We start from the raw sequence: 20,397 nt of genomic DNA, 5'->3' as shown, positions 1-20,397 counted from the left end.
GACTGCAAAAATACAATATTCTGTTGATAAATCTTTAATCGATAATTTGTAATGAGTTTTGTCATGTTTTCGTAACTTGAAAGGGCTTAAATTTGTTTAAAATTTTGAGGTATGAGTCAATATGTTTCGGCAGCAGAAGCTGTCAAAGTAGTACAATCCGGAAACCGAATCTACATCCAGGCCGCGGCGGCGACACCGTCGGTTTTAACCAAAGCCTTGGCGGACAGAGCCGGAGAATTAAAAAATGTGGAAGTATGTCATTTGCATACCGAAGGCGATGCGCCTTACGCCAATCCGGAATTGTCTGAAAGTTTTCACGTCAATTCTTTTTTTATCGGAAGCAATGTGCGGCATACACTGGCAGCGGGAAACGGATCCTATACGCCGGTTTTTTTAAGTGAATTGCCATATCTCTTCCGAAAAAAGGTGATTTCACTGGATGTTGTTTTTATTCACGTTTCTCCACCGGACAAACATGGATATTGTTCGTTAGGGGTTTCTGTTGAAGCTACTTTGGCGGCGATTGAAAACGCAAAAACGGTCATCGCACAGGTGAATCCGCAAATGCCAAGAACCTTTGGCGACGGAATTTTACATGTGTCGGAGATTAATTATCTGGTGGAAGTGAACCAACCCATTTTTGGTCACGGTTCGGCTGTAATTACACCGGATGAGGAAAAAATCGGAAGTTTTGTGGCGAGTTTAATTGAAGACCGAAGCACGCTGCAGATGGGAATTGGTTCCATCCCGAATGCCGCTTTGGCGAAACTGACGAATCATAAGGATTTGGGATTGCACACCGAAATGTTTTCGGATGGCGTAATTGATTTAATTGAAAACGACGTGATTAACTGTAACTATAAAGGTGTGAACCGCGGACGGGCTTTGGCCACTTTCCTAATCGGTTCGCAACGGTTGTATGATTTTGTAAATGACAACCCGTTTATCGAAATGCGCGAGTCGTCGTATGTGAATGATACGGCCGTTATCCGAAGAAATCCGAAAATGGTGGCGATTAATTCGGCGATTGAAGTCGATGTTACCGGACAGGTTTGTGCCGATTCCATAGGCGCGAAGATGTATTCCGGAGTGGGCGGACAGATGGATTTTATTCGCGGCGCATCGTTAAGTGAAGGCGGTAAAGCGATTATAGCGTTGCCTTCTGTTACAAAAAGAGGTGAAAGCAGAATTGTTCCTTTTCTGAAACAAGGCGCGGGTGTGGTAACGACACGTTCGCATGTACATTATGTAATTACCGAGAACGGGATTGCCAATTTATACGGAAAAACATTAAAACAGCGTTTCGCTGAAATGGTGAAAATCGCGCACCCAAACCATCAGGAATGGATTGAGAAAGAATATTTTACGATGTTAAAAAGTATATAAAAAAAAAGCTCCAAACGGAGCTTTTTTTAATTTTCGTAGGCATGTTTGTAGGGTTGTCCCGTTACAATTTTAAGCATGTCTTTTTCCAGTGTTTCCATTGGGCGTTCCACTATGCGGTACAGCTCTTTTCCGTTTTTGTGGAAAATGAAGGTTGGCACATTGGTAATGTTCAGGTCTTTTTCAAATTGCTCCGAAGTTGTTTTGTTTTTGTCCATTGCAATTAAAGTAACAGCATCGTTGTTAAATTGCAAATGCTCTAAAATTTTATAGAATGCCGGAACCTGTTGCTGACTATCCTCACACCATGTTCCCATAAACAGGGTTACGGAAACTCCTTCGGTATATTTTTTTAATTCGGTAATGGTCGTCGTATTGGGTTTGTAATTTTCGTGATTTGGTTTGTACCAAAGCGAATATGGGATGTTTAAAAGCGCTTCTTTTGCATGTTTTCCCAGCAAGATGTCATTGGTTTTTACCACTGTAGTTTCCGATGTCATAATTGGTTTTTTTTGTGCCTTGCAGCTTGTTAAGGATGCTGTAATAGCTAATAATAAGATTGCTTTTTTCATGGCTAATTAATGTAATTCGGTATTTCTTCAGTTATCATTTTGTTGCCTTTAGCATCATAATAAGTACAGGTCATGTCTGTAAAATCGCAAGTCCATTTGTAAACACCGGCTGCAGCAGCCTGAGTGCAAAACGTCATGTAATCCGTTTGTCCTTTTTGGTGTGTTATGAGAACGTCTTCTAATTCTAATGTTGAAGGATTATCCGATATTGCAATGGTTTCGTATTTTGGTTTGTCGCTTAAAGAAAAGTTGTCTTTTCCAAAATAAACCGTTTTTCCATCGGTAACGAAATTATCATATTTCAGGATGCCCATTTGTTTTAACTGCCCCACATATTGAGGGAAATCGGCTCCTGATTTTACTTGGCTGTGCGCCTGATGAATTTCTTCGATGGTGAATTGTGATACTAAAGAATGTCTTGTCATAACTTTTGGTTTTTCGATGCCCATTAAATCTAAAATGGTAGGAGCGATGTCGCCTAAAACACCGTTCTTGATTTGTTTTAATTCTTTGTCTACCAGTATAATAGGTACTGGGTTGGTAGTGTGTGCTGTATTTGGTGTTCCGTCCGGATTGATCATGGTTTCGCAGTTTCCGTGATCGGCAATAACGAGGGTAGTGTAGTTGTTTCCCAAAGCAGTTTCAATAACTTCTTTTACACAAACATCCACGGCTTCACAAGCTTTGATGGCTGCTTCCATTACGCCGGTATGTCCTACCATATCGCCATTGGCAAAATTCAGACAGACGAAATCGACTTCCCCTTTTTTTAGTTCGGGAATTAATTTGTCTTTTATATCGAAGGCACTCATTTCGGGTTGCAAATCGTAAGTGGCCACTTTTGGCGACGGACAAAGTAAGCGTCTTTCGCCAATAAAAGGGGTTTCACGACCACCGGAAAAGAAAAAGGTCACGTGCGGATATTTTTCGGTTTCGGCAATTCGGATTTGCAGTTTGTTGTTGTATTCCAAAACTTCACCTAAGGTTTCGGTGATGTTGTCTTTGTCGTAAATCACATGCACGTTTTCGAACGTGTCGTCGTAGTTGGTCATCGTAACATAATACAACGGCAACTTGTGCATGTTCTGTTCGTGGAAATCTTTTTGCGATAAGGCTTCGGTCAATTGTCTTCCTCGGTCGGTTCTGAAATTGAAGAAAATCACCACATCGTTTTCCTGAATCGTGGCGACAGGTTTGTTTTCCATATCGACCATTACAATCGGTTCGATAAATTCGTCGGTAACGTGATTGTGATAACTGGATAAAATACTGTTCACGGCATTTAGGGAATGGATTCCGGTTCCGTTTACAACTAAATCGTAGGCTTTTTTAACACGTTCCCATCTTTTGTCACGATCCATCGCATAATAACGACCTACAACCGAAGCCAGTTTTGCCGATGAATTTTGCAGATACGCTTCCAGATCCTGAATGTATTTCGCACCCGATTTCGGATCGACATCACGGCCATCGGTAAAAGCGTGTACAAAAACGTTTTGTAGGCCGAAGTCGTTTGCGGCATCCAACAAGCCTCTTAAATGCGACGTGTGGGAATGTACACCACCATCGGAAACCAAACCTAAAAAATGAACGTTTTTATTGTTTTGTTTGGCATATTCGAAGGCATCGTGTAATACTTTTTCCTTGTTTAAGGTTTTGTTTTCCACCGCCAGATTGATTTTTGCCAAATCCTGATAAACAATACGCCCGGCGCCTAAGTTCATGTGACCCACTTCGGAATTTCCCATTTGTCCGTCGGGTAAGCCTACGTTGAGTCCGTCGGTTCGCAATTGCCCGTTGGGGTATTTTGTATATAAACTGTTTATAAAAGGAATATTGGCGTTGTCAATTGCAGAAACTTTCGGGTCGGGAGATTTTCCCCAACCGTCCAAAATCATTAAAATTACTTTCTTGTTCATGGTATTACAGCCAGTTTTTGGCTTTGTTATAATCAATTAAATACTTGACACTCACAGAAATGGTTTGATTTAAATCGTTCTGTAAAGTATGTGCTAAGTTATCAATTATATTTTTATTTAAACGCTGTTCGTAATGAATAGCGTTATTTCGGTATAAAACAGAAACCTGACTTCCCGGGGCAAACCACCAGGTGTACGACAAATCATAATTCCAGGACTTGAAATTGTCGTTGTTGTTTTGATTGTACGTCGTGTTCGGTGCAAAATAGCCGTCTTCCAAAAGAGTCAGGTAATTTTTGATTTCGGAATACGACCAATAATAACGAACCTTTACATTAAAAGTCATCTGACTGTTGATGGCGTATTTTCCGGAAACAGAATTTTCAATCGTAGTCACATTTCTGTTGGCGAAAATAATATCGGTGGCTGTTTCATCCACATACCCTTTGTCGTTATTGTCTCTGGCAAAGTTGAATCCGTAACTCAGAAACAATTTGTCGCTGAAGCGGAAACGAGGTCCTGCATTGAAGCCGTATGAATTTCGTTTGGTCTGATCGTAAATGTAAAAATAGGGATTCAGGTCGAAAGCTACCGGATTGTTGTAATTGGTTGAAATGTATCCCCATCCGCCATAATTTTTCGGACGGTATACAAAACGACCGGCTTTTCGGGGTTGGTAAAAATCATAGGTTTCTATCGGATTGAAGTCTAAGCCGATTCCGAAATCGTCATTCTTTTTGTTTGAAAAACTGATGCTGGTCCCAATCCAGGCATTTTGAAGTCTTCCGGTTTCGTTTTGCCATTCGAACGTACTGTTCGCATTGTAATAGAAGGTGTTGAAGGTTTTGCTCGGATTCAGGATTCGGTAACTGAAATTTCCATAAACATTGTAATAGTTGTTGGTGAAGTTAATCCCCAAATCATTGATGTTGTAGTCTTTGGATACATAATTTCCACCACCGTTGAAACGGTATTTTCCAAATGTTTTGGCTACAGACATATTGGTACTGTATCCGTTTTTGTCTTCACTGTCGTTGATGTGATTGTACTTTATGTTACCGGAAAGTTTGTAAGTATTGGCTTTGGTGTTTAAATCGAAAAGTAGGGCAGAAACATTGGCATCCCTGAAACTACCGTTTCGGGTAACATTTGTATTTACGAAACTAACCGAAGAGTTTTTTCTAAAACGTTGATCGAAAACCAAGACATTATAATTTGCCAAAGGTTCCACGACTTCGTTTCGGGTTTCTCCGGTAACAGTGTTTATTATGGGGACATCGGTTTTTTCGGTAACGGCATTTAAGATTCCTATTCCCAAGCCTTTGGAGGTTCTTCCTGAAATTTTTATGGCATTCAATAAGTTGATGGCTGACGGCTCTCCCTGTACTTGCTCATTTTCTTTCAAAGTGATTTTTCCTGAAGGTCTGCTCCCGATTCTGCGGGAATAGAACAAACCGCCTTTGTTGAACAAATCGGTTCCTTCGGTAAAGAATCCTCTGTTTTCGTTGAGTTGTTGTTCAAACGGACCCAAATTCAGGATTCTATTGTCGAATGCGGTCTGACCGAAATCGGGTACTAAAATCGCATCCAGGGTAAACGAGTCGTTAATGCCGTATTTAATGTCCATTCCGCCTTTTATGGTGGTTTCGGCTCCGTCTTTGTTCTGATTCACATAACCGGACGCATACGGAATGAGGAACAATCGCGTGGGCGGTTTAATATTTTCGATTCCGGTTAAGATGCCCGCCTGCTGCATGATGTTTCCGATGTTGGCATCAATTTTATTCCAGGCATATTTTTGTTTTTTGTAGCGCACTTCCCTAAAGAAGTTCACGCCCCATATTTGTTTGTCTTTTTGGGAGAAACGGATAGCGGCATAGGGGATTTTCATTTCAACCACCCAGCCGAAATCGGTAAGCTTTACGGCACTGTACCAAATGCCGTCCCAGGAATAGTCTTCTCCGTTTTCCTGAGTGGCAATACAGTCCATTTGTGTTCCGGCGGCGCTTACGATTAATCGGAAATCCTGCTGACCGTCATTGTAACCGTTTAAAAATATCCCGAAATGATCGGACGTTCCGAAGTTGTCACGTTGTGTGATTTCTTTAAGTAAATCTTCCCTGCTTTGATGTAATTCGGCACCTATATATATACCCTCATTATCATAGGCTACGCGAACAATCGTTTTTTCGGTCTCCAATTCCGGTTTTCCGTTGTCCGGCTGAAACATGATAAAATCGGTGGCAGTTTGTGCGGTATTCCAAAATGGTTCATCCAGTTTTCCGTCTATGGTGGCTGACAGGTCAGTTCTTAAAACGTTTAGCGTTTTTTTTTCAGCAGTTTTTGGTAATTCAGGGGAGACACTTTCTTGTGTAAAGGCAACAGAAGTACAAATAAAGCTCAGTAATAAAGACAGCTTTAAGTTCATTTTTTGATTTTTTTGATGATTGACATGTCAAAGATAGATATTTGCATAAACCCTTGTAAATATTAAGAAATGTTTAACTATGGGGAAAGGGCACTATCGACGAAATGTTAAATTTTACCGACAAACTGCAAAAAAAATTTGGTGGTTTAATTTATTTGTATATTTTTGGAACAACTTAACTATAACATAACAACTAGACTATCAATGATTTACAGAGTACTGCCAATTTTGTTTTTGTTTCTTTTGTCGTTCAAACCCATGACGGTAACAGAAAACAACGATCCGAAGTTATTGGCTGCAAATGCAAAGGCTTCGTTAGAATTAAAGGTTAAGAATTTATACAATTCTTTAGACGTAAAATCTTTTTCAATGCCCAAATTGGAATCTTTCTCTAAAGCTTTAGAAGGATATTACCAATTAAAAGAAAGAGGAATTGTTCAGAAAGACATTCTGACAATAGTAGACTTCAGTTTGTCATCCACTCAGAAAAGACTTTGGGTTATCGATATGGCAACCAATACTGTTTTATTGCAATCGGTAGTTTCACACGGAAGAAACAGCGGTGAAGAGTTTGCGACCTCATTTTCAAACGAATCGAATTCTTATAAAAGCAGTTTAGGATTTTATACAACCGGAGAAACCTATAACGGAAAACACGGATTGTCTTTAAAATTAGACGGTTTGGAATATGGAATTAACAGCAACGCCAGAAACAGAGCGGTTGTAATGCACGGTGCGGATTATGCGGCGGAAAGCTTTATCAAACAACAGGGTCGTTTGGGCAGAAGCCAGGGTTGTCCGGCAGTTCCTTATGAAATTCATAAAGAAATTATTAATCTGATAAAAGACAAATCGTGTTTGTTCATTTATCATCCCTCAAGAACCTATGAAAAACAATCGAAGTTAGTTTCGTAGTTTTTGATATAATTCGGAATCGAGGTTATAAATGTCGTTTCGAAACTGAAATCCATTCTCATTCATCCAGGCTGTCCAGTACAGCACATGAATCAGAATGGGTTTTTTTATGGGAATACCCGAAGTTTTTTTGCTTTCGATGATTTTTTCCACACGTTCTTTATTCATGATACTTTCATCGGCTTCCAGAATGTAGTAGGTCAAATCAAACGGATTTTCAACACGGATACAGCCCGAACTCAACGCTCTTCCGCTCAATCCGAAGAAATCCCGGTGATTCGTATCGTGTAAATAAACCAAGTGGCTGTTTGGGAAGTTGAATTTCACCAAGCCCAGTGAGTTGTTCGCTCCCGGTTTTTGAACGTACCGGTAATTGTTGGGTTTCGCTGCGTTCCAACTGTACGGATTCACTTCCTGGCCTTTCATGTTGTAAATCGTGATTCCGGTTGCGGCAAAATACCCTCTGTTTTTGGCGGCTGTCGGACCTAAATCCTCTTTAATAATCGTTGGCGGAACGGTCCAGGTAGGATTTATGACCAGATTACTGAATTTGGATGAGAGTACAGGCGTTTTTCGTTTGTCTTTTCCAACAACTACTTTGTGCACCTGAAGGGTGTCGTTCTCTTTTACAAGATGCAATTTGAAATCCGGAATATTGATAATTACATAGGTTTCGCCCAAGTGTCTTGGAAACCATCTCCATCGTTCTAAATTGGCTATAATTTGCTGTTTGCGTTGGTTTTTTGAGAAATTTAAGGCAGCAGTTGTCCCTTTGCCAATGATTCCGTCGGCTAAAAGACCATGTCTTTCCTGGAATTTTTTAACAGCAGCCACGGTTTTCGAATCGTAGACATCGGTTAATGTATCCGGTTTGTTGTAATCGCCCCAATATGCCAGGCGGTTTTTAATGGTCTTAATGAGAGGGGTCGAGTCGTTTGGATTGATTTTGTCGGTAACTGTAATGGGCGTAAAGTTATCATTGGGCATGTCGTTGATTTTTTTCAGACTTTTTTTGAGAAGTCGGTAAACGATATGTGTGGGTTTTAACGTGTCCAATGTTTTTTCAACATCATGATTTCGGATGGCTTCCTGCAGTAAGTCAATGGCCTTTAGTTTTTTTTCATACATGTCCCAATTGGTGTAAAGTTGGGTCGGATTCAATTTCCCGTTGTACAAATGATTGGCGAATTTTTGGAAGGATTCGGTCAACAGGATGTCAGCGTTAACAATTTCGATATCGGAAAGTTTTTCTCTCGATTTTTCTTTCTTTTCCAGCAGGCTGATGTTGTAGTCGTCCGGGTTTAAGCCTTCGTTTTCCGATGCTTTAATCAAATCGATTAAATTATTACGGTCTTCGGTTTCGGTCCAGACGGTTTTGAAAAGGTTGTTGCGGTAGAATTCCCTGATGCGTTCCGATTTGTTACTGAGTAAAATGCTGTCAAAAGCAATGGATTTTGGCGAGGTAATCGGAATGACCTTTACCGAATCGGTTTGCACATTGTTGGCCAGTACAGTTTCTTTTTTACAACTGATAAGAAATAATGGTAGTATAAAAAAGAAGTATTTGTATGACATAATTAATTCGTGTTAACTTCTTGCAAGTTACAAAAAGTGGGTGTGCTGTTTTCATTTTTTAACATTTCAGATGCATTTGAGCATTACAAAATGCGTGCCGATTTCACTAATTTCAAAGGGGCTTCCTTTTGTTTTGTAGTTTAATTTTTCATAAAAGGGAACAGCACTCTCTCTTGCGTTGAACCAGATAAGTTCGCCTTTTTTTTCCTTTACATAATGTTCTGCTTTTTTTACCAATTGTACCCCGAGTCCCTTTCGCTGGTATTTTTCCAAAACGGCCATCCCGCGAATCTGATACTGTTCTTTTCGGATAAAATTGGGGTTCTGGACTTTGAAAACAGAGACCACCCCAATTATCTTGTCGTTCTTATACAGTCCGAAATGTGCCGTGGTGCCTAAATTGTCACCTTCAAAATGACAACTTTCTATTGGTTTTCCGGGTCTTAAAACGGGTTGTCTGACGGAAAAAGTTTCTTCGGCTTCTATTTGATGGATAAAAATCATAATTTTAAACTGTAATTTAAATTCAATTATAAAAGCTAACGGATTAACAGTAAATAAATTATGTATATAGATGCAAAAGCGGTTTAAAAGTTGCTTCAAAGAGCAGAAAAATTTTTTTTAAAAAAGTTTGTTTCAAAAATAAATATTTGTCTATATTTGCACCTCAATAATGCGGAAGTAGCTCAGTTGGTAGAGCTCCAGCCTTCCAAGCTGGTTGTCGCGAGTTCGAGCCTCGTCTTCCGCTCCAAAAACTTGATGAAGTTTTAAAAGATCATCGCCTGCGGAAGTAGCTCAGTTGGTAGAGCTCCAGCCTTCCAAGCTGGTTGTCGCGAGTTCGAGCCTCGTCTTCCGCTCCAAGCGCCCCAAACTTAAGTTCGGGGCTTTTTTATTGTCTGCATATTTCGTTGTTAATGCACAAAAAGCGCCATTATTATTTCGAAAGCAATTAATGCAATGATTATCCATTCCAAGCGATGGCTTTCCCGAACGTTTAAAACATCGGTGAACAGCGTGAGGTTGTCTTCCACAATCTGTAAGCGGTAATCGAGATCTTTGAATCGGGGATGAATGTCAAAATTATTTTTCAGGTTGCGGTTGAGCAGGTTGAGTTCTTCATTGTCCCAAACCAGATTGGGGTCATCAAGGATGTATAAATTATCAACGATGCTGTTTTTAACATTCAGTACTTTACCGATGTATTTCAGCAAATTGGTTTTCGAAATGCTGAGTTTCCCTTTTTGTTCCAATTCCAGAATGTAATGTTTGGATGAGGTAATCAATTCGTCCGTCAGCATTTCATAATATTCAAGCGCTACCGACTGACCGATATTGAGCATCACAATACGAAGAAGGGAAGGGTCGATTTCCGGCACCGTAACATAATCATTCTTAACGATGGGTTTGGATTCTTTCGGGTCGATTTCGATGCGATATTCCTCGGATAAATTCAAATCGACCAGGTTCGCGGCGTAATTTTTTACAAAATTCAGGAATTCACTTTTGGCTACGGGATCATAATTGGCGAAAACGACCACCCCATAGTCGAAAATGTAGAGATAACGGTTGTGCTCCGTAAGGGCATAAAACACTTCGGCAGTAGAACCCGAAAAGGCTTCAGTGCGAAATTCAGTGCGAAATTTTTTGATGTTGAAAGATTCGGCTACCTGAATTGCTTCGATTCTGATTTTCATAACAAACGGATTTATACAAATTTAAAGAAAATTTTCTTACTAAATTTGTATACATCGGTCTGTTTGAGATATTTATTTCAAATCGGATAAGTCGCTGCCGGTTGCCAATTCTTGCGGAATTTGGTTTTGTCGGAACAAACGGGCAGTCAGATTGCCTTTCAAGGTGATCTTGTTTCCGTTAACCTCCAGCCAGCTCCCTTCACGTAATCCCAAGACCGGTTGCGGATTGAAATGATGAAATTCATTGATTCGGGTCTCGCGGGTTTCGCCCATATGTGTAGAGCCTTCAATAGGATCCAGATAATGCGGATTGATATTGAAGGGAACAAAAGCCAATGTGCTGAAACTTGGCGGATAGACTATAGGCATGTCGTTTGTCGTTCCCATCGTCAGACCGCAAATGTTGCTTCCGGCTGAAGTGCCTAAATATGGGGTACCGTTTTTTACCACTTTTTCAAGGGTTGTCAAAATTCCGGTTTTGTACAATTGGGTAACCAGTAGGAAAGTGTTGCCCCCACCGGTAAAAATACCTTCAGCCTCTTCCAAAGCCGTAATAGGATTTTCAAATTCATGGATGCCTTTTACGGCTATTCCTATTTTAAAGAAAGCGTCACTTACTTTAGCGGTATAGTCATCGTGCGAAATACCTCCTGGCCTTGCATACGGGATGAAAAGCAAATTTCGGATTCCTTTGAAATGCGTCTCTAATGTTGGAAGTAAATACTCCAGATAGCTTCCGTTATGCAATGTTGACGTGCTGGCGATTATAATTTTTTTCATTTTAAAATCTTTACGGCAAAGGTAACTATTTTGAAAAATGAAATGTAAGATTTGGATTTCTGATTTAACAAAAAATTACAAAGTTGTTGGCATTAAATTGGGAATCTTAACAGATACTTTTACAGCATTACAATATAATGCAGATTTTAATGCGGAAACAATTACTTTTTTTTCTTTTGTTGGCGACTTCGGCACTCTGGTCTCAGGATAAAATGGTTCTGAAAGGAAAGATTGTAGCCAATGTCAGGGATCTGGAAGGAGTTCAGGTAATTAATGTTTCTGCGGCAGATTACGTTACCACAACAAATGGCGGCTATTTCTCGATAACAGCTAAAGTTGGAGACACACTTCAGTTTTCAGCCATTCAGTTGGTCGGAAAAAGACTTTCATTAAAACAAGAGGATTTCAGCGAAAATTTGTTTTTTGTGCGTATGGAACAACAGGTGAATCAACTCAACGAATTAGTCATCAAAGAATACAGTCACATCAATTCCGAAAGCCTGGGTTTGGTTAAGAAAGGCCAAAAGAAGTTTACTCCGGCGGAACGAAAACTCAACACAGCCTCTAATCCGTATGCGACTATCGGACTTGGTGGTTCAGCAGGTTTGGATCCGGTATTGAATTGGATTTCCGGTAGAACCGCCATGTTGAAAAAAGAAGTGGAGGTTGAAAAGAAGGAACGGCTTCAAAATTATCTTAAAAGTTTATTTGAAGAAGAATACTATGTCAGCCATTTTAAAATTCCAAGCGAATATGTTTATGGGTTTTTGGTTTATGCCTCCGAAAATGTACGCCTGATGTCGGCCATAACATCTAAAAATAAAATACTCACCTTATTTTTGTTGGGTGAATTGGCCGTTGAATATCTTAAACTTATATCGGATGAGGGGTAAATTACTTGTCTTTTTTCTTTTGATTTCTACTATAACCTGGTCTCAAAACGGGCGTGTTTTGAAAGGGAAAGTCGTGGCTAATTCCAAAGATTTGCAGGGAATTAATATTCGGAATCTTTCTTCGAAACGCGAAGCGTTGTCTTCGGAAGAAGGATTTTTCTCCATCAAGGCAAAGCCCGGTGACACACTGCTTTTTACGGCGGTGCAGCTGAAATCGAAAAAAACAGTTGTCGAGAAAGAAGATTTTGATTATCTGCCTTTTGTAGTGAAAATGGAACTGATGGTAACCCAATTAAAGGAAGTCGTGATTAAAGAAAGTGTCAGCGCGGAAAGCTTGGGCATTGTTCCGAAAGGCATGAAAACCTACACGCCGGCTGAAAGAAGGCTTTATACCGCAACAACAGGTTCCGGATTTGTTTCGGTTGACGCCATAATCAATGCTATTAGTGGAAGAACAAGCATGATCAAAAAAGAAATCGTAGTCGAAAAACACCAAACAGCCCAAAGGAAGTTAGGTAATATGTTTGATGGGGATTTCCTGATAAAAGAATTCAATATTCAAAAAGAATACATCGATGGTTTTATTGTGTATGCTTCCGAAAATCCAAAAGTGAAGCAGGCACTCAAAGAAAAGAATAAAACATTGGTGACATTTCTTCTGGGAGAGTTGGCCACAGAGTATAATAAATTCTTTGCCAATGCGAAATAAACCACTTTTTCTTTTATTGTTTTTTTATGTATTTTCCTTTTCACAGGAATTACCGCGAACACTCTTGAAAGGCATCGTAGTTTCCGATTCACTCGAAGTGGAAAGCATAACGATCGATAATGTAACGGCAAAAAAAATAACGACTACTGACGGACAGGGTAATTTCAGCTTGATGGCGAAAGAAAAGGATACTTTGGTTTTCAGCGGTGTTTCGTTTAAATCAGCGGTTCTAATCATCAGCTACAGTCATCTTAATGAAACGATTCTGAAAATAAAACTCAAAGTAAGGGTGAATGAGTTGGAAGAATTAATCGTTCACCCATACACGCTTACCGGGAATCTGGAAACCGATACAAAGAAACTGAAAGTCAAAACCATTGATCTGAATCTCGGCAACATGGATTTTTCGGTTCATGATCCCGAATTTAATAAAACAGATAATGCCATGAAAAGCATTATGCCCGGAACAGGAAATGATTACAACGGGGTGAATTTTATGGCATTGGGAAAAATGATTGGCGGAAAGCTTTTTAAATCAAAACCAAAACCGAAAAGAGTCGAATTCATTACCGAAAAAATCTTCTCCGATGCGGTAAAAGAAAAATTCAGTCCGCAGTTTTTTGAGCAAACCCTCCAGCTGAAACCAGAAGAAATCGATTTGTTTCTGGCCTTTTGCGATGATACCTCTGCGGAAAGCCGTGATTTGCTAAATCCTAAAAAGGAGTTCGCTCTTATTGATTTTTTGATAAAAAAAAGTGAAGAATATCTTAAAAAAAATCGGTAAATAGTTTCTTTTATTACATTTGGCACATGAAGAAATTTTTTCAGCGTGCTTTGCCGGTATTTTTTTTCGTCGTGCTTTGTTCTTTTACAATGCACAAATTCTATGTGGGTATCTATCAGATACATTATGTGGCGAATAAAAAGGAAGTTCAGGTAACGGCACGCATATTTATCGATGATTTGGAGAAAGCGCTGGAAGCCAAGCACAAAAAGAAAATTTACCTGTCAACCCCGAAAGAAATTGCCGAAACCAACGGTTTTATCAAAAGTTATCTCTCGGAAAAAATGCAGATCAAAGTCAATTCGTCGGTAAAAGATCTGAAGTTTCTAGGAAAGGAAACCGAAGATAATGTGCTTATTTGCTATCTTACCACTCCGGTTCCCGAAAAAATAAAATCAATCGAAATAGTCAATTCCGTTTTAACCGAAATCTTTTCGGAACAGCAAAATATCGTCCATATTAACATTAACGGTAACAAAAAAAGTCTTTTGCTGACTGATAGTGAACCGGAAGGATATTTACAATTTTAGACCAAAACCAAAAACTATAGACATGAAAAAACCAGTTTCCCTTTTTTCGTTAGTTGCTCTGGCAATTCCTTTTATTGCTTTAGCTCAGGAAACAAAACCTGTTGAGAAAAAACGCGAACCGGGACATGCCGACACGAACAAGTTCAGTCAGATGTACCACGAAATGGCAACGCCAAATTCCTACAGAACCGCATCGGGTGCCCCCGGGCCAGCCTATTATCAGCAACAGGCCGATTATAAAATCGACATCGAACTGGATGATAAGAATACCAAATTATACGGTAAGGAAACGGTGACTTATCATAACAATGCCCCGGAATCACTAACCTACCTTTGGGTACAATTGGATCAGAACGAAAAGAAACGCGACGGCAAAACCCCTTTGGTACAGAGTCAGAGAGTGAGCAGCGCCATGGGAACCGCTGATTTTTCAAAACAATTCATGCAACCCCGTTTCGATGGCGGTTTCAATATCGAATACGTAAAAGATGCGAAAGGCAAACCGATGAAGTATACCATCAATCAAACGATGATGCGTATCGATTTGGATAAGCCATTGAAATCCGGTGAGAAAGTTTCGTTCTCCGTAAAATGGTGGTACAACATCAATAATTATATGGTAGATGGCGGTCGTTCCGGTTACGAGCATTTCGAAAAAGACGGTAATAATTTATATGTGATTGCGCAGTTCTATCCAAGAATGGCCGTTTACAACGATGTGGAAGGTTGGCAAAACATGCAGTTTTGGGGTTCCGGTGAATTCGCCTTACCATTCGGAAATTTTGAGGTGAATATCACGACGCCTGCAGATCATGTTTTGGAGGCTACCGGTGTGTTGCAAAACAGAAAAGAGGTTTATACGGCAGAGCAGGTGAAACGGTACGAGTTGGCGGAAAAAACGTATGACAAACCGGTTGTGATTGTAACGCAGACGGAAGCAGAAGCGGCTTCAAAAAGTTTTTCAGACAAAAAGAAAACCTGGAAATTCAAAGCAACCAATGTGCGTGATTTCGGATTCTCCACGTCAAGAAAATTCATTTACGATGCCATGGCGGTGAAATTGGAAAACGGAAAATCAGTGATGGCCATTTCGTGTTATCCTCCCGAAGCCAATCCGCTTTGGGGCGATTATTCCACAAGAGTGGTGGCACATACGTTGAAAACGTACTCAAAATATACCTTCGATTACCCGTATCCGAAAGCCATTTCCATTTCGGCAGAAGACCAGGGCATGGAATACCCGATGATTTGCTGGAATTACGGGCGTCCGGATGAAAAAGGATACGTGAGCGACCGAATCAAATACGGTATGATGGGGGTAATCATCCACGAAGTGGGACACAATTTCTTCCCGATGATTGTCAATTCCGATGAGCGTCAGTGGACCTGGATGGACGAAGGGTTGAATACCTTCCTGGAATACCTGACCGAACAAAGCTGGGATAAGAACTTCCCGTCCAGTCGCGGTCCTGCAGCAAAAATTGTTCCGTACATGAGTGGCGACCAGAAATTTCTGGAACCGATCATGTCCAATTCGGAAACGATTTACAACTTTGGGGCCAACGGCTATTCGAAACCGGCAACGGGATTGAATATTTTGAGAGAAACCATTATGGGACACGATTTGTTCGATCACGCGTTCCGTACCTACGCCCAACGTTGGAAATTCAAGCATCCAACCCCGGAAGATTTCTTCAGAACAATGGAAGACGCGTCGGCAGTGGATTTGGACTGGTTCTGGAGAGGGTGGTTCTATTCGACGGATTATGTGGATATCGGCATTAAAGAAGTGAAACAATACTTTGTGTCCGAAGATGCTTCCAAAGCGGTTCAGGAGCAATTCAACCGAAGAGGCCGAAGAGTGAACAACGGGGAACCAATGGTGTACATGATTTCGGATAAAGCAGAAGATTTCAAACCGGAACTGAAAAAACCGTTGAATATTCAGGAAGTGAAACCGCTAAATGAATTCGTAAACCGACTTTCAGCCGAGGAGAAGAAAAACCTGAAACAACCGAAATATTTTTACGAAGTGGAATTCGACAAACCGGGCGGAATGATGATGCCAATCATCGTGGAATTGCAGTTTGAAGACGGTACGACAGAAAACCATCATTTCCCGGTGCAAATCTGGAGAAAAGGCAACGATACGGCAAAACGTGTTTTCGCTACCGAAAAACCGGTGAAGAAAATGCAGTTGGATCCGAAACTGGAAACGGCGGATATCGATGTCACCAACAACGTTTGGCCAAAAGAAGAAGTGAAGTCAAAATTTGATGAGCTTTCCGAGAAAAAATAAATAATTAGAAAGACCATCGTATCCGGATGGTCTTTTTAGTTTTTAATAACATATACCAATCGAAAACTTTGTAACTTTGCTGCTTTACAACTTGTAATTACAAAATCATGTTCGGAATAGGAGGCGGAGAAATTTTCTTCATTATATTGGTAGCTTTGATGTTGTTCGGATCGGATAAGATTCCGGATATCGCGCGTACTTTGGGTAAAGGGATGGCGCAGTTAAAGAATGCAACGAACGATATTAAGAGCGAAATCCAGAAAAGTGCCGAAGCCAACGGATTGAATGATTTAACCAATTTAAACCCGATGAACCAGTTGGATCTGACGTCCGATATCACCAAAGAAATCGATAAGGCCAAAGAAGAAATCGAGGACATGACCGGACCTATTAAAAGACAGCTGTAATCTTGGAAAAAATCATTCAATTAGACAAACAACTTTTCGTTTTCTTAAACGGTTTGGGTTCGGAACAATTTGATGGCTTGTGGTTACTCATCACTAAACAGTTGCATTGGGCGCCTTTTTTTGTGTTTATTTTCTATTTGCTGTATAAAAAAGTGGGCTGGAAACATTTACTGTTAATCCTTATTTCCATTGCAGCGCTCATCACCTTCAGTGATCAGTTTACCAATCTCATTAAAAACAACGTACAGCGATTGCGTCCTTGCAATGATCTGGAAATCAAAGATATCATCCGAATCGTAAAAGCAAGCGACACATTCAGTTATTTTTCCGGACATGCATCCAATTCCATGGCTTCTACGACTTTTGTCTTTCTGATATTGAGAAAATATTACAAATATGCCTTTCTGCTGTTTTTGTTCCCCCTGATATTCGCCTATAGCCGAATTTATCTTGGGTTGCATTTCCCTGGGGATATTCTGTCTGGGTATGTTTTTGGTGCCTTTGCCGGTTGTGGTTTTTCAAAACTGTACGACATTTTCAGAAAAAAATACTTTCCCGAAAGTTTATAAGAAGCGAAAGGCTTGGGTACTGTTTGGTTTCCATGTTCCTGCTTCCCGATGGCTATCGGGACGCTATATCTTTTTATTTTATATCCCGATAGCCTCAGGACATAAAATAAAAAGGATGCCGCTCCTCCCGATAGCTATCGGGACAGGGCTAAAAAAAAGGCTGTTTTAATTTCTGTAATCTGATTACGGAACTACACCACCCGGCTCATCGTTAAACCATCACGAATAGGAAGTAAAACCGTTTCCACTCTAGGATCGTTTTTTAAAAGCTCGTTGTATTCCAATAATACCTTGGTGCTTTTGTCATTGGCTTTCACTTCTTCCAATACCTTACCGCTCCATAACACATTATCGGATAAAATCACACCGCCTTTGTTCATCATCGGAACAATCATGTGAAAGTAGTGGATGTAGTTTTCCTTATCGGCATCAATAAAAACCAAATCGAATTTTTTGTTCAGGGTCGGAATAATTTCCAAGGCATTGCCCAAATGTTGGTGAATCTGTTTTCCCCAAGACGACTGGTCAAAATATTTACGCTGGAAATCAACCAATTCTTCATTATTATCGATGGTATCCAAAGTTCCGTTTTCTTCCAAACCTTCAGCTAAACATAAAGCAGCATATCCGGTATAGGTGCCCACTTCAAGAATGTGTTTCGGATGTATAATTTTGGAAAGCATGCTCAAAACCCTTCCCTGAAAATGACCGCTCAACATTCTGGGTTGTAAAATTTTCTGATGGGTTTCTTTATTTAAACGCGCTAACAATTCCGGTTCGTTTTCGGAATGTTGGGCTACATAATCTTCTAAAGCTTCGGATATGAAGTGCATAATCTTAAATTTTTACAAAATTACAAATAACCCAATAACCAAATCCACAATTTGTAATTAACTTTGCGCCATGCAAACGGAGAAAAAAGACATAAGAGCATTAACCAAAGAACAATTGCGTGATTTTTTTGTGGCTAATGGCGACAAAGCGTACCGCGGTAATCAGGTCTATGAATGGCTTTGGAGCAAGCGTGCGCACAAGTTTGAGGACATGACCAATGTGTCCAAACACACGCGTGAAATGCTCGAGGCGAATTTTGTAATCAATCACATTAAGGTGGATACAATGCAAAGAAGTTCAGACGGTACCGTAAAAAATGCCGTTCGTTTGCACGATGATCTGATTGTGGAATCGGTATTAATTCCGACCGAAACCCGAACAACCGCTTGTGTTTCCAGTCAGGTTGGTTGCAGCTTGGATTGTAATTTCTGCGCTACGGCACGACTGAAACGTATGCGAAACCTGAATCCAGATGAAATTTACGATCAGGTGGCGGCCATCGACAGCGAAAGCCGTTTGTATTATAACCGACCGTTGTCCAATATCGTTTTTATGGGAATGGGAGAGCCATTGATGAACTATCCTAACGTAATGAAAGCGATTGACAAAATCACTTCGCCGGAAGGTTTAGGGATGTCCCCAAAACGAATCACGGTTTCCACTTCGGGGGTTTCCAAGATGATTAAGAAAATGGCGGATGATGAGGTGAAATTCAAACTGGCGGTTTCCCTGCATTCGGCTATTGAAGAAATTCGAAACGAAATTATGCCGTTTACCAAAGATTTTCCGTTAACCGGTCTTAGGGAGGCGTTGGAATATTGGTATAAAAAAACAAAGAGCAAAGTTACTTATGAATACGTGGTGTGGAAAGGAATCAACGACGATAAAAAATCCATCGATGCCTTAGTGAAATTCTGCAAATATGTGCCGTGCAAAGTAAATCTGATTGAGTACAACCCAATCGATGACGGACAGTTTCAACAAGCCTCGCAAGAAGCCATAGAGAATTACATTATTGCATTGGAACGCAATGATATTGTGGCAAAAGTGCGCCGTAGCCGAGGAAAAGATATCGATGCTGCCTGCGGACAGTTAGCCAATAAAGAAGCATAAACAAAAAACGTTCGCCTAGGCGAACGTTTTTTATAAATGTATTTTGGATCTTTAATTTCCAAAAGTAAATGCATACGGTGTTCCCCCATCTATGGAAATGGTGGCGTTGTTGTCGCAGGCTCCTGTACCGTAATTTACATCGGCCGTATGGTTGTTTCTTGCCACTCTGATTTCTCCGGCCACCAATCGGTATTGACAAGAAATTTCAAATAGTAATGGCGTAGTGACATTGGAAACACTGGATGTTCCTTCGCCAACCGTTGTCCATGTTCCTGTAGCAAGATATACATTATCAGTAAAAACCATCGGAGTATCATATCCAGAAATCAATTCCCAGGTTCTTGTTCCGGTTCTGTCGTATTCGTTTCCGTTAGGGAATGTCAGGTGCAAGTCTAAATCAACTACCACAACAGGGTGCGGAGTTGTTTGTGCAGTGGTACTCTGAATTGTTCTGGAAAGTGTTTTTGTTCCTTCAACAAGAATATTGTCGTAGTAGAAATTGTTAAAACTGTAATTCCAAACATACGGTGATTGTGTGAAATCGGTACTTCCGCTAACGATGATTTGTCCTCTCAAAATCGCGCCGTGTCCATTTGTAAATTGGCATCCGGTAGTTCCGAAATCCACCGTGCTGGTCCACGTATTGCCGCTAACGACCGTAGTGACTGTGGCACAGTCCGGAAGTATTGAAATGTGGTTTTTTCCGGTGCTTTGTTCATCCAGCTGATTTTCGGCAATCAGGGTAATATCGCCTGTAATTGCATCCATTTTAGCATTAACACTAACATCATCGCTGGTTAATCCGCTCGTAGTATCCGCAGTGGTGACTTCCTCCGTACAACTAATGAAAGAAAAAGTCGCAATGAAAGCAATCGATTTAATAAATGTGCTTGTTCTCATGAATTCAGGTTTTAAGGTTACAGGTAAGATACGGAAAAGTTAAAAAGGTTTAATCGAAAACACTATTTTTTATTTCATGGAGAATTGTATCTT

At 40.3% G+C, this 20,397-nt stretch carries 19 protein-coding genes and 2 tRNA genes; 12 read left to right on the top strand and 9 right to left on the bottom strand.

Features of this window, described 5'->3' with window-relative positions; translation table 11 throughout:
* The first annotated feature begins 111 nt into the window (after positions 1 to 111).
* Positions 112 to 1,386, top strand: a complete 1,275-nt coding sequence (locus BLQ05_RS02040; protein ID WP_023575464.1) for an acetyl-CoA hydrolase/transferase family protein — start codon at positions 112 to 114, stop codon at positions 1,384 to 1,386.
* A 26-nt stretch (positions 1,387 to 1,412) separates the two neighbouring features.
* Here the strand turns inward: BLQ05_RS02040 and BLQ05_RS02035 are convergent, their stop codons facing one another.
* Genes BLQ05_RS02035 through BLQ05_RS02025 form a run of 3 tightly spaced genes read right to left on the bottom strand, consistent with a single transcriptional unit; the run spans position 1,413 to position 6,302 of the window.
* Positions 1,413 to 1,955, bottom strand: coding sequence for a thioredoxin family protein (locus tag BLQ05_RS02035; RefSeq protein ID WP_035653916.1), 543 nt, complete (start codon positions 1,953 to 1,955; stop codon positions 1,413 to 1,415).
* A gap of 2 nt (positions 1,956 to 1,957) precedes the next feature.
* The gene (gene gpmI, locus BLQ05_RS02030) at positions 1,958 to 3,874 is read right to left on the bottom strand and encodes a 2,3-bisphosphoglycerate-independent phosphoglycerate mutase (RefSeq protein WP_023575462.1); all 1,917 of its coding nucleotides are present in this window, start codon (positions 3,872 to 3,874) and stop codon (positions 1,958 to 1,960) included.
* A gap of 4 nt (positions 3,875 to 3,878) precedes the next feature.
* Complete coding sequence (locus BLQ05_RS02025; RefSeq protein ID WP_023575461.1) at positions 3,879 to 6,302, bottom strand: DUF5916 domain-containing protein; 2,424 nt, start codon at positions 6,300 to 6,302, stop codon at positions 3,879 to 3,881.
* A gap of 204 nt (positions 6,303 to 6,506) precedes the next feature.
* Here BLQ05_RS02025 and BLQ05_RS02020 point away from each other — a divergent pair, with 204 nt between their 5' ends.
* The gene (locus BLQ05_RS02020; protein ID WP_035653913.1) at positions 6,507 to 7,217 is read left to right on the top strand and encodes a murein L,D-transpeptidase catalytic domain family protein; all 711 of its coding nucleotides are present in this window, start codon (positions 6,507 to 6,509) and stop codon (positions 7,215 to 7,217) included.
* Here BLQ05_RS02020 and BLQ05_RS02015 read toward each other — a convergent pair.
* Together BLQ05_RS02015 and BLQ05_RS02010 are read right to left on the bottom strand one after the other, a co-directional pair.
* Complete coding sequence (locus BLQ05_RS02015) at positions 7,206 to 8,792, bottom strand: L,D-transpeptidase family protein (RefSeq protein ID WP_023575458.1); 1,587 nt, start codon at positions 8,790 to 8,792, stop codon at positions 7,206 to 7,208. The genes BLQ05_RS02020 and BLQ05_RS02015 overlap by 12 nt on opposite strands.
* A gap of 66 nt (positions 8,793 to 8,858) precedes the next feature.
* Positions 8,859 to 9,296 carry a GNAT family N-acetyltransferase gene (locus BLQ05_RS02010; RefSeq protein WP_023575457.1) on the bottom strand — a complete coding sequence of 146 codons (438 nt, stop codon included), beginning with the start codon at positions 9,294 to 9,296 and terminating at the stop codon, positions 8,859 to 8,861.
* Positions 9,297 to 9,467: 171 nt separating this feature from the next.
* On the opposite strand from BLQ05_RS02010, the gene BLQ05_RS02005 reads away from it, so the two are divergent.
* Both BLQ05_RS02005 and BLQ05_RS02000 read left to right on the top strand, forming a co-directional pair.
* Positions 9,468 to 9,543: transfer RNA gene (locus BLQ05_RS02005), tRNA-Gly, on the top strand.
* Positions 9,544 to 9,576: 33 nt separating this feature from the next.
* Positions 9,577 to 9,652, top strand: a tRNA-Gly gene (locus tag BLQ05_RS02000).
* 51 nt (positions 9,653 to 9,703) lie between these two features.
* Here BLQ05_RS02000 and BLQ05_RS01995 read toward each other — a convergent pair.
* A complete protein-coding gene (locus BLQ05_RS01995) occupies positions 9,704 to 10,486 on the bottom strand; it encodes an RMD1 family protein (protein WP_023575456.1) in 783 nt (260 codons plus the stop codon).
* Positions 10,487 to 10,558: 72 nt separating this feature from the next.
* Positions 10,559 to 11,266 carry a dipeptidase PepE gene (gene pepE / locus BLQ05_RS01990; RefSeq protein WP_023575455.1) on the bottom strand — a complete coding sequence of 236 codons (708 nt, stop codon included), beginning with the start codon at positions 11,264 to 11,266 and terminating at the stop codon, positions 10,559 to 10,561.
* A 149-nt stretch (positions 11,267 to 11,415) separates the two neighbouring features.
* Between pepE and BLQ05_RS01985 the strand changes: the two genes are divergently transcribed.
* The 7 genes from BLQ05_RS01985 (at position 11,416) to BLQ05_RS01955 (ending at position 17,457) form a co-directional block, all read left to right on the top strand.
* The gene (locus BLQ05_RS01985; RefSeq protein WP_035654052.1) at positions 11,416 to 12,159 is read left to right on the top strand and encodes a hypothetical protein; all 744 of its coding nucleotides are present in this window, start codon (positions 11,416 to 11,418) and stop codon (positions 12,157 to 12,159) included.
* Positions 12,149 to 12,868, top strand: a complete 720-nt coding sequence (locus BLQ05_RS01980; RefSeq protein WP_035653911.1) for a hypothetical protein — start codon at positions 12,149 to 12,151, stop codon at positions 12,866 to 12,868. The genes BLQ05_RS01985 and BLQ05_RS01980 overlap by 11 nt, the downstream gene beginning before the upstream one ends.
* Entirely contained in the window at positions 12,858 to 13,652 is a 795-nt protein-coding gene (locus tag BLQ05_RS01975; RefSeq protein ID WP_023575453.1) for a peptidase associated/transthyretin-like domain-containing protein, read from the top strand. Before BLQ05_RS01980 ends, BLQ05_RS01975 begins: the two co-directional genes overlap by 11 nt.
* A gap of 89 nt (positions 13,653 to 13,741) precedes the next feature.
* Positions 13,742 to 14,182, top strand: a complete 441-nt coding sequence (locus BLQ05_RS01970; protein WP_238321130.1) for a DUF6702 family protein — start codon at positions 13,742 to 13,744, stop codon at positions 14,180 to 14,182.
* Positions 14,183 to 14,204: 22 nt separating this feature from the next.
* Positions 14,205 to 16,481, top strand: a complete 2,277-nt coding sequence (locus tag BLQ05_RS01965; protein ID WP_023575451.1) for a M1 family metallopeptidase — start codon at positions 14,205 to 14,207, stop codon at positions 16,479 to 16,481.
* A 107-nt stretch (positions 16,482 to 16,588) separates the two neighbouring features.
* On the top strand, positions 16,589 to 16,888 hold the full coding sequence (locus BLQ05_RS01960) for a Sec-independent protein translocase subunit TatA/TatB (RefSeq protein WP_023575450.1): 300 nt from the start codon (positions 16,589 to 16,591) through the stop codon (positions 16,886 to 16,888).
* Positions 16,888 to 17,457, top strand: coding sequence for a phosphatase PAP2 family protein (locus tag BLQ05_RS01955; protein WP_035653909.1), 570 nt, complete (start codon positions 16,888 to 16,890; stop codon positions 17,455 to 17,457). The genes BLQ05_RS01960 and BLQ05_RS01955 overlap by 1 nt, the downstream gene beginning before the upstream one ends.
* 191 nt (positions 17,458 to 17,648) lie before the next feature.
* Here BLQ05_RS01955 and BLQ05_RS01950 read toward each other — a convergent pair whose 3' ends face one another.
* Positions 17,649 to 18,290, bottom strand: coding sequence for an O-methyltransferase (locus BLQ05_RS01950; protein ID WP_023575448.1), 642 nt, complete (start codon positions 18,288 to 18,290; stop codon positions 17,649 to 17,651).
* Between the two features lie 70 nt (positions 18,291 to 18,360).
* Here BLQ05_RS01950 and rlmN point away from each other — a divergent pair, with 70 nt between their 5' ends.
* Positions 18,361 to 19,404 carry a dual-specificity RNA methyltransferase RlmN gene (rlmN, locus tag BLQ05_RS01945; RefSeq protein WP_023575447.1) on the top strand — a complete coding sequence of 348 codons (1,044 nt, stop codon included), beginning with the start codon at positions 18,361 to 18,363 and terminating at the stop codon, positions 19,402 to 19,404.
* Between the two features lie 51 nt (positions 19,405 to 19,455).
* Here rlmN and BLQ05_RS01940 read toward each other — a convergent pair whose 3' ends face one another.
* Positions 19,456 to 20,304 carry a hypothetical protein gene (locus tag BLQ05_RS01940; RefSeq protein ID WP_023575446.1) on the bottom strand — a complete coding sequence of 283 codons (849 nt, stop codon included), beginning with the start codon at positions 20,302 to 20,304 and terminating at the stop codon, positions 19,456 to 19,458.
* Positions 20,305 to 20,397: the final 93 nt, after the last annotated feature.

This window comes from Flavobacterium saliperosum, from assembly GCF_900100625.1.
GTDB classification, from domain to species: domain Bacteria; phylum Bacteroidota; class Bacteroidia; order Flavobacteriales; family Flavobacteriaceae; genus Flavobacterium; species Flavobacterium saliperosum.
Note: the sequence above shows the minus strand (reverse complement) of the source record. Positions and strands in the feature narration are given on the sequence as shown.

Coding starts and splice junctions, on each gene's coding strand:
- pepE (WP_023575455.1), bottom strand. CDS start 11,266: ATGAAAAAAATTATAATCGCCAGCACGTCAACATTGCATAACGGAAGC.
- gpmI (WP_023575462.1), bottom strand. CDS start 3,874: ATGAACAAGAAAGTAATTTTAATGATTTTGGACGGTTGGGGAAAATCT.
- BLQ05_RS01980 (WP_035653911.1), top strand. CDS start 12,149: ATGAGGGGTAAATTACTTGTCTTTTTTCTTTTGATTTCTACTATAACC.
- BLQ05_RS01975 (WP_023575453.1), top strand. CDS start 12,858: ATGCGAAATAAACCACTTTTTCTTTTATTGTTTTTTTATGTATTTTCC.
- BLQ05_RS02015 (WP_023575458.1), bottom strand. CDS start 8,792: ATGTCATACAAATACTTCTTTTTTATACTACCATTATTTCTTATCAGT.
- BLQ05_RS01970 (WP_238321130.1), top strand. CDS start 13,742: ATGCACAAATTCTATGTGGGTATCTATCAGATACATTATGTGGCGAAT.
- BLQ05_RS01985 (WP_035654052.1), top strand. CDS start 11,416: ATGCGGAAACAATTACTTTTTTTTCTTTTGTTGGCGACTTCGGCACTC.
- BLQ05_RS01995 (WP_023575456.1), bottom strand. CDS start 10,486: ATGAAAATCAGAATCGAAGCAATTCAGGTAGCCGAATCTTTCAACATC.
- BLQ05_RS01950 (WP_023575448.1), bottom strand. CDS start 18,290: ATGCACTTCATATCCGAAGCTTTAGAAGATTATGTAGCCCAACATTCC.
- BLQ05_RS02035 (WP_035653916.1), bottom strand. CDS start 1,955: ATGAAAAAAGCAATCTTATTATTAGCTATTACAGCATCCTTAACAAGC.
- BLQ05_RS01965 (WP_023575451.1), top strand. CDS start 14,205: ATGAAAAAACCAGTTTCCCTTTTTTCGTTAGTTGCTCTGGCAATTCCT.
- BLQ05_RS02040 (WP_023575464.1), top strand. CDS start 112: ATGAGTCAATATGTTTCGGCAGCAGAAGCTGTCAAAGTAGTACAATCC.
- rlmN (WP_023575447.1), top strand. CDS start 18,361: ATGCAAACGGAGAAAAAAGACATAAGAGCATTAACCAAAGAACAATTG.
- BLQ05_RS02025 (WP_023575461.1), bottom strand. CDS start 6,302: ATGAACTTAAAGCTGTCTTTATTACTGAGCTTTATTTGTACTTCTGTT.
- BLQ05_RS02020 (WP_035653913.1), top strand. CDS start 6,507: ATGATTTACAGAGTACTGCCAATTTTGTTTTTGTTTCTTTTGTCGTTC.
- BLQ05_RS02010 (WP_023575457.1), bottom strand. CDS start 9,296: ATGATTTTTATCCATCAAATAGAAGCCGAAGAAACTTTTTCCGTCAGA.
- BLQ05_RS01940 (WP_023575446.1), bottom strand. CDS start 20,304: ATGAGAACAAGCACATTTATTAAATCGATTGCTTTCATTGCGACTTTT.
- BLQ05_RS01960 (WP_023575450.1), top strand. CDS start 16,589: ATGTTCGGAATAGGAGGCGGAGAAATTTTCTTCATTATATTGGTAGCT.